Origin of the sequence: Rhizobium alarense (genome assembly GCF_021555155.1) — a bacterium.
Taxonomy (GTDB): Bacteria; Pseudomonadota; Alphaproteobacteria; order Rhizobiales; family Rhizobiaceae; genus Rhizobium_D; species Rhizobium_D alarense.
In genome coordinates this window covers 21,094-27,093 of the sequence record NZ_JAKGBU010000028.1, presented here as the reverse complement: position 1 = coordinate 27,093, position 6,000 = coordinate 21,094, and the positions used below count along the sequence as shown (strand labels likewise).

Genomic DNA, 6,000 nt, shown 5'->3' with positions numbered 1-6,000 from the left:
CTGCGACATCGTCGAGGAAGAAACCGGCGATGATCGCCGTGGCCGGCGCGAGAAGCAGGGCGAGCGCCAGCGCCAGTCCGAGGCTTGCGAAGATGCCGAGGACGAAGGTGAGCCATCCCGCCCAGTCCGGCACGTCGGGCATGGCGGCGGCAAGCCAGGGCATCGCGAAGGCGAGAAAACTCTCCCGGAGCGCGAACCAGAGCACGACGAGCACCAGCGCCGTCAGCCCCAGGACCTTCCAGAACACGCCGCGCGTCTCGGGCGCGAAAAGGTTGGCGAGCGAGAGCCGCGCCGCTTCGAGGATCATCCGGCAGTCTCCTGTTTCAATCCGGCATGTAGGGCGCGCAAAACCGTTGCGCAAGGCAGCGTCCCGCCCTCTGTGTTAAGCACCCGTTAAACGGCCGGGCCTAGACTCTTTCCCGCACGAAACCCGGATGTCCTGGCCTCCGGTCCCGCATGACGCGCCGATCGTGCCGCCGCAAGCCGGCATGACATCGTGTCGCAACCCGGCGGGACGGCGGGGTCGAGACGTGGCGGGTCCGCGCGGATCGCGGCCAGGCATTCAGAACATCGATTGGGGACTTGTCATGCGTAATCTCAGGATCAGCCGGCTCCTGCCTGCCCTCTTCGTGCTGATGGTGGTGCTGGGCATTGTTCAGGGTCTCGTGGCCTTTCGTTCGCTCTCCGCGATGACCGGCCACATCGAGCGCATCGGCGACGAGCGCATGCCGCAGATGAGCGCCATCCTGAGGCTCAGCAACGCGTTCTCCGAGCTCAACGCGACCTATTCCGAACACCTGCTTTCGATGGATCCCGACCGGATCACCGCGATCGAGGCCAAGATCAAGGAGCGCGCCGTAGCGCTCGGCGGCATGCTCGACGCCTATGCGGCGGCCAACAGCGCCGATCCGGAGGCGACGAAGACCGTGGCCGCCATCAAGGAAACGCTCGCCACTTATCTCAGGGATTCCGAACAGCTCATCCAGTTTTCGGCGATCGCCGCCAAGGGTCCGGCACAGGACGTCTACAACGGCGCGATGAAGACCGGGGCCGAGGCGATCGAGGCGGCCCTCCAGGGCCTGATCGCCGGCAACGAGGCGATCACCGACGCGACCATCGCGACGGCACGGGCCGAGCACGGCAACGCCTTCACGCTGACGCTCGTGTCGCTCGCCCTGTCCGTCGGCCTTGCCACTGCCGCGATCTTCCTCGTCAACCGCCGCGTCGTGAACCCGCTCAACGGCATTGCCGGGGCGATGAAGCGGCTGGCGACCGGAGACACCGCCGCGCAGATTCCCCATGCCGACCGCACCGACGAGATCGGCGAAATGGCAGCCGCCGTCGCCGTCTTCCGCGACAACGCCGCCGAACGGCAGCGCCTGGAACGCCAGACCGAAGCCGACCGTACCGCCGCCGAGAACGCCCGGCAGGCCCGCGACGCCGAGCGCACCCGCGACAGCGGCAAGGTGCAGGCGGCCGTGCAGGCGCTCGGCGAGGCGCTTGGCCGGCTTGCGACGGGCGACGTGACCTGCCGCATCGACACGCCCTTCGACGGCGACCTCGACAGGCTCCGCGTCGATTTCAACGATTCCGTCGGCCGCCTGAACGATGCGCTGCGCGAGGTGGGCGAGAACGCCCGCGCCATCAATGCCGGCGCCAGCCAGATCCGGGCGGCAGCCGACGACCTGTCGCGCCGCACCGAGCAGCAGGCAGCGTCCGTGGAGCAGACCGCCGCGGCACTCGAAGAGATCACCACGGCCGTCAAGGATTCGACCAGACGCGCCGAGGAAGCCGGCTCGCTGGTTGCCCGCACCCGGACAGGCGCGGAAAAATCGGGCGAAGTGGTCCGCCGCGCCATCGCGGCGATGCAGGCGATCGAGAAGTCGTCCGGCGAGATCACCAACATCATCGGCGTCATCGACGACATCGCCTTCCAGACGAACCTGCTGGCGCTCAATGCCGGCGTCGAGGCGGCGCGCGCCGGCGAGGCCGGCAAGGGCTTCGCGGTCGTCGCCCAGGAGGTGCGCGAACTCGCCCAGCGCTCCGCCAGGGCCGCCAAGGAAATCAAGGACCTGATCACCACGTCCGGCCAGCAGGTCAGGAACGGCGTGTCGCTCGTCGGCGACACGGGCCAGGCGCTGCAGACGATCGTCGTCGAGGTGCAGGAGATCAACGGCCATGTGCAGGCGATCGTCGAGGCGGCCCGCGAACAGTCGACGGGCCTTCAGGAGATCAACACCGCCGTCAACACCATGGACCAGGGCACGCAGCAGAATGCCGCCATGGTCGAGGAGACGACGGCCGCGAGCCACGGCCTCGCCGCCGAGGTGAGCGCGCTGAACGCCCTCATCTCCCGCTTCAACGTCGGCGCGACCGGTGGCGTCGCGGGCGTCGGCCATGGCACGCGCCCCGCGCCCCATCTGCATGTCGTGACGGCGACACCGGCCATGCCGGCAACGTCTACGAAGGTGCCGGAACGGCGCTCGCCCGGCCAGTGGAACGTCAAGCCGGCAGGCGAAGGGTCGCGCCCCGTGTCCTCCCCGGCGCAGGCGCTCGGTCAGAAGCTCGCAGGCGCTCTCGGCGTGAAACAGGAATCGTCTGATAGCAACTGGGAAGAATTTTAAGGTCTGCTTGTACGTCGGTTTCACTCAACTTCTTATTTCGTGGAGAAGATGCTCGATCCATAAAATCAGCCCCGCAACATCCTCGGGTCGTATTGTCGAGCTACCATGTTCGAGTGGTTTCGTATCGAGGGACATTCCAGCGAAATCAACGCATTACCGACGTGCCATTGAGATGAGCTTATTGACGCGTTGACTTCACCGAGCTTGCGCCCTAGTTTCCATGAAAACAACAAAAAGAAGATTGAGCGTTTTCATGGCGTTATCTGAAAACAACCGATCTTGAGGAGCCACTAATGCCGGACCTTAAAACCCAAGAGTCGCTGCTGAAGTCGTTACGTATTGCCGCGGCGCGAAGCAAGTTGACGCCGGAAGAGCTTTACAAGCAGAGAGTGTCATTTATTATGGGATCGCTTTCCGATTCCAGTACGCTCACGCGTGCCCAAGTCACGAAGGCGCTGGCCGACATCGAAGGACGCAAGAGCGCATAGTGATCCTGTTCGAGCTGACACGTAGCGAAGAACATCCAGCTTATCAGCGAATGGCGATTGCCAATGGCAATCGCCATTACGATTTTTTGAGGTCGCTTGTGGTTGCGTCACTTGACGTAGGGCGGCCATTTCTGTCGCAGCACATCATGAAGGCGCTGAACTTTCATGCAATTGCGTGCCTGCACACAAATGCCGGCGAGTACCGTCCTTGCCCTGTGCACGTAGGCGACTATCAACCCCCGGAACATTATCAAGTCGGCCCGCTTATGGACGACTTTGTGAATTTCGTGAACCGTAGTTGGGACGATCAGGTCGATCCGGTGGTACTCGCGACATATGTGCTTTGGCGCCTTAATTACATTCATCCATTTATAAATGGGAATGGCCGCACTGCACGTGCCGCTTGCTATTTTGTTCTGTGTGTAGCCGCCGGCAGTTGGCTGCCTGGTGAGACCATCTTGCCAGAGCTATTGCGTATGAGGCGTGTAGATTATGTTGCCGCCTTGAAAGTTGCCGACTCCTCATTCGAGAGTACAGGTCAACCGGATCTTAGTAGACTTCACGAAATCGTGTCCATACTTCTGTCGCAACAGCTCGAAAGCGCAGCTCCATCTGGGGACGGTGACGTCAGCGATGAATCCAATGAAGAGGGCCTTGAAGACTAAATGTCGTGAGGTGGATAGCGATGCGTATTGCCGCGGAAGTCACGCACGCGGAAACAGCCCTCGTCTGCTTCCTCGACGGCGGAGGCGCTCGCCACCGCCTTGCCGTGACCGCCCGGAATGTCGAGCACATAGGTCGGCTGGCAGAGGCCGGAGACGTGACCGCGCAGGGCATCGACGATCGCCCGGCCCTCGGCAAGCGACAGCCGGAAATGCGAGGTGCCGGGCGCAAGGTCGGGGTGATGCAGGTAATAGGGCTTGATGCGGTTCTCGACAAAAGTCCGCATCAACTCGGCCAGCACTGCTGCATCGTCGTTGACGCCCCTGAGCAGAACCGTCTGGCTGATCATCGGGAAACCGGCGTCGATCAGCAGGGCGCAACCGGCCTTCGCTTCGGCCGTCATCTCGCGCGGGTGGTTGGCGTGCAGCGCGACATAAACCGTTTTCCCGGCGGTCTTCAGCGCTGCGACCAGCGCCTCGTCGATACGGGCGGGATCGACCACCGGCACGCGCGTGTGGAAACGCACGACCTTGACATGGGCGATCCCCGAGAGCCGCGCCATGATCTCCGCCAGCCGCCGCGGCGACAGGACGAGCGGATCGCCGCCGGTCAGGATCACCTCCCACACCTCGGGCCTTTCCGCGATATAGCCGACCGCCCTGTCGAGCGCGTCCGGCGTCAGCGTGCCAAGCCCCTCCGGCCCCACCATCTCGCGACGGAAGCAGAAGCGGCAATAGACAGGGCAGACATGAACGGCCTTGAGCAGCACCCGGTCGGGATAGCGGTGCACGATGCCCTCCACCGGGCTGTGCACGAGATCGCCGATCGGATCGGCCCGCTCCTCCGGCAGAAGCGCCAGTTCCGCGGCATCGGGAACGAACTGGCGGGCGATCGGATCGGCCGGGTCGTGGCGATCGATGAGCCCGGCAACCGTCGGCGTCACCGCGACGGCATAGCGCTCCGCGACCGCATGAAGGGCCTGTCGCGACCGGCCCGGCGCAAGCAGGCCGGCGGCGGCGAGTTCGTCGACGGTCGTCAGCGGCCGGCCCGGGCTCATGGCGCCGTCTCCGCGACGGGCGCCCAGAGCACCTGCTCGATGCGCGCCGCACCGGTCGCCAGCATCACCAGACGGTCGAAGCCGAGCGCGATGCCGCTCGCCGCCGGCATCAGCGCCAGCGCAGCGAGAAAATCCTCGTCGATCGGGTAGGTTTCGCCATAGACCCGCTGCTTCTCCGCCATTTCCGCCTCGAAACGGCGGCGCTGTTCGACGGCATCGGTCAGTTCGCCGAAAGCGTTGGCGAGCTCGACGCCGCAGGCATAGAGTTCGAAGCGCTCGGCAACGCGCGGATCGTGCGGCGCCGGCCGGGCGAGCGCCGCCTCCGAGACCGGATATTCGCAAAGGATCGTGGCGCGGCCGAAGCCGAGCTCGGGCTCGACGCGCTCGACGAGAACCCGGCTGAAGAGATCGGCCCAGGTGTCGTCCGGCGCGACGCGAAACCCCGCATCGGCCGCGCGGGCGGCAAGCCCGCCGAGGTCGCAGGCACCGTCGGGCGCTACCGTCGCCAGCAGGTCGATGCCGGCGAAGCGCCGGAAACCGTCCGCCACCGTCAGCCGCTCCGGCGCCGCGAAGGGATCGCAGGTGCGGCCGCGATGACGGAAGAGGTCGGCGCCGGCGGTGCGGGCCGCAAGGGCGAGCATCGCGGCGCAGTCCGCCATCAGCACATCGTAGCCCTCGCCCGCGCGGTACCATTCGAGCATGGTGAATTCCGGATGGTGCAGCGGTCCGCGTTCACGGTTGCGGCAGACATGGGCGAAACAGGCGATGCGCCGTTCGCCCGCCGACAGCAGCTTCTTGCAGGCGAATTCCGGCGAGGTGTGGAGATAGAGTTGCGTCACCGCACCGGAATGGCCGACCGCCTGCGTGGCGAAGGCGTGCAGATGCGCCTCGTTGCCGGGCGAGACCTGCAGCGCCGGCGTATCGACCTCGACGAAGTCCCGTTCGGCGAAATAGGCCCTCAGTGCCGCCTGGATGCGGTTGCGCGCGACAAGAAAGGGCCGGCGGTCGGCATGGACATCGGGTGTCCACCAGGGAGACGGTTTCTGAGGCGTTGCGGTCATGGCGAGTTTCTTGGCGCATTCCGAGCGACACGCTGGCCTTTTGCCGGAATATGCGGTAGTTGCGGCCCCAATCCGCATTGCCGCGTCCGGGGCTTCATCAGCCGTCC

At 65.1% G+C, this 6,000-nt stretch carries 5 protein-coding genes and 1 pseudogene; 3 read left to right on the top strand and 3 right to left on the bottom strand.

Translation table 11 applies throughout. From position 1 onward, the window contains the following. A pseudogene (locus LXM94_RS10915) lies at positions 1 to 307 on the bottom strand (sulfate transporter family protein); the annotation flags it as partial. 280 nt (positions 308 to 587) lie between these two features. Here LXM94_RS10915 and LXM94_RS10905 point away from each other — a divergent pair. From LXM94_RS10905 to LXM94_RS10895, 3 genes are all read left to right on the top strand, one after another. Next, positions 588 to 2,624, top strand: a complete 2,037-nt coding sequence (locus LXM94_RS10905) for a HAMP domain-containing methyl-accepting chemotaxis protein (protein WP_329605605.1) — start codon at positions 588 to 590, stop codon at positions 2,622 to 2,624. A gap of 293 nt (positions 2,625 to 2,917) precedes the next feature. Then, positions 2,918 to 3,112, top strand: a complete 195-nt coding sequence (locus tag LXM94_RS10900) for a hypothetical protein (protein WP_235771294.1) — start codon at positions 2,918 to 2,920, stop codon at positions 3,110 to 3,112. Continuing rightward, complete coding sequence (locus tag LXM94_RS10895) at positions 3,112 to 3,777, top strand: Fic family protein (RefSeq protein ID WP_235771293.1); 666 nt, start codon at positions 3,112 to 3,114, stop codon at positions 3,775 to 3,777. The genes LXM94_RS10900 and LXM94_RS10895 overlap by 1 nt, the downstream gene beginning before the upstream one ends. Here LXM94_RS10895 and LXM94_RS10890 read toward each other — a convergent pair. Both LXM94_RS10890 and epmA read right to left on the bottom strand, forming a co-directional pair. Continuing rightward, positions 3,774 to 4,832, bottom strand: coding sequence for a lysine-2,3-aminomutase-like protein (locus tag LXM94_RS10890; protein ID WP_235771292.1), 1,059 nt, complete (start codon positions 4,830 to 4,832; stop codon positions 3,774 to 3,776). The genes LXM94_RS10895 and LXM94_RS10890 overlap by 4 nt on opposite strands. Beyond that, on the bottom strand, positions 4,829 to 5,893 hold the full coding sequence (gene epmA / locus LXM94_RS10885) for an EF-P lysine aminoacylase EpmA (protein WP_235771291.1): 1,065 nt from the start codon (positions 5,891 to 5,893) through the stop codon (positions 4,829 to 4,831). Before epmA ends, LXM94_RS10890 begins: the two co-directional genes overlap by 4 nt. Between the last annotated feature and the right edge of the window lie 107 nt (positions 5,894 to 6,000).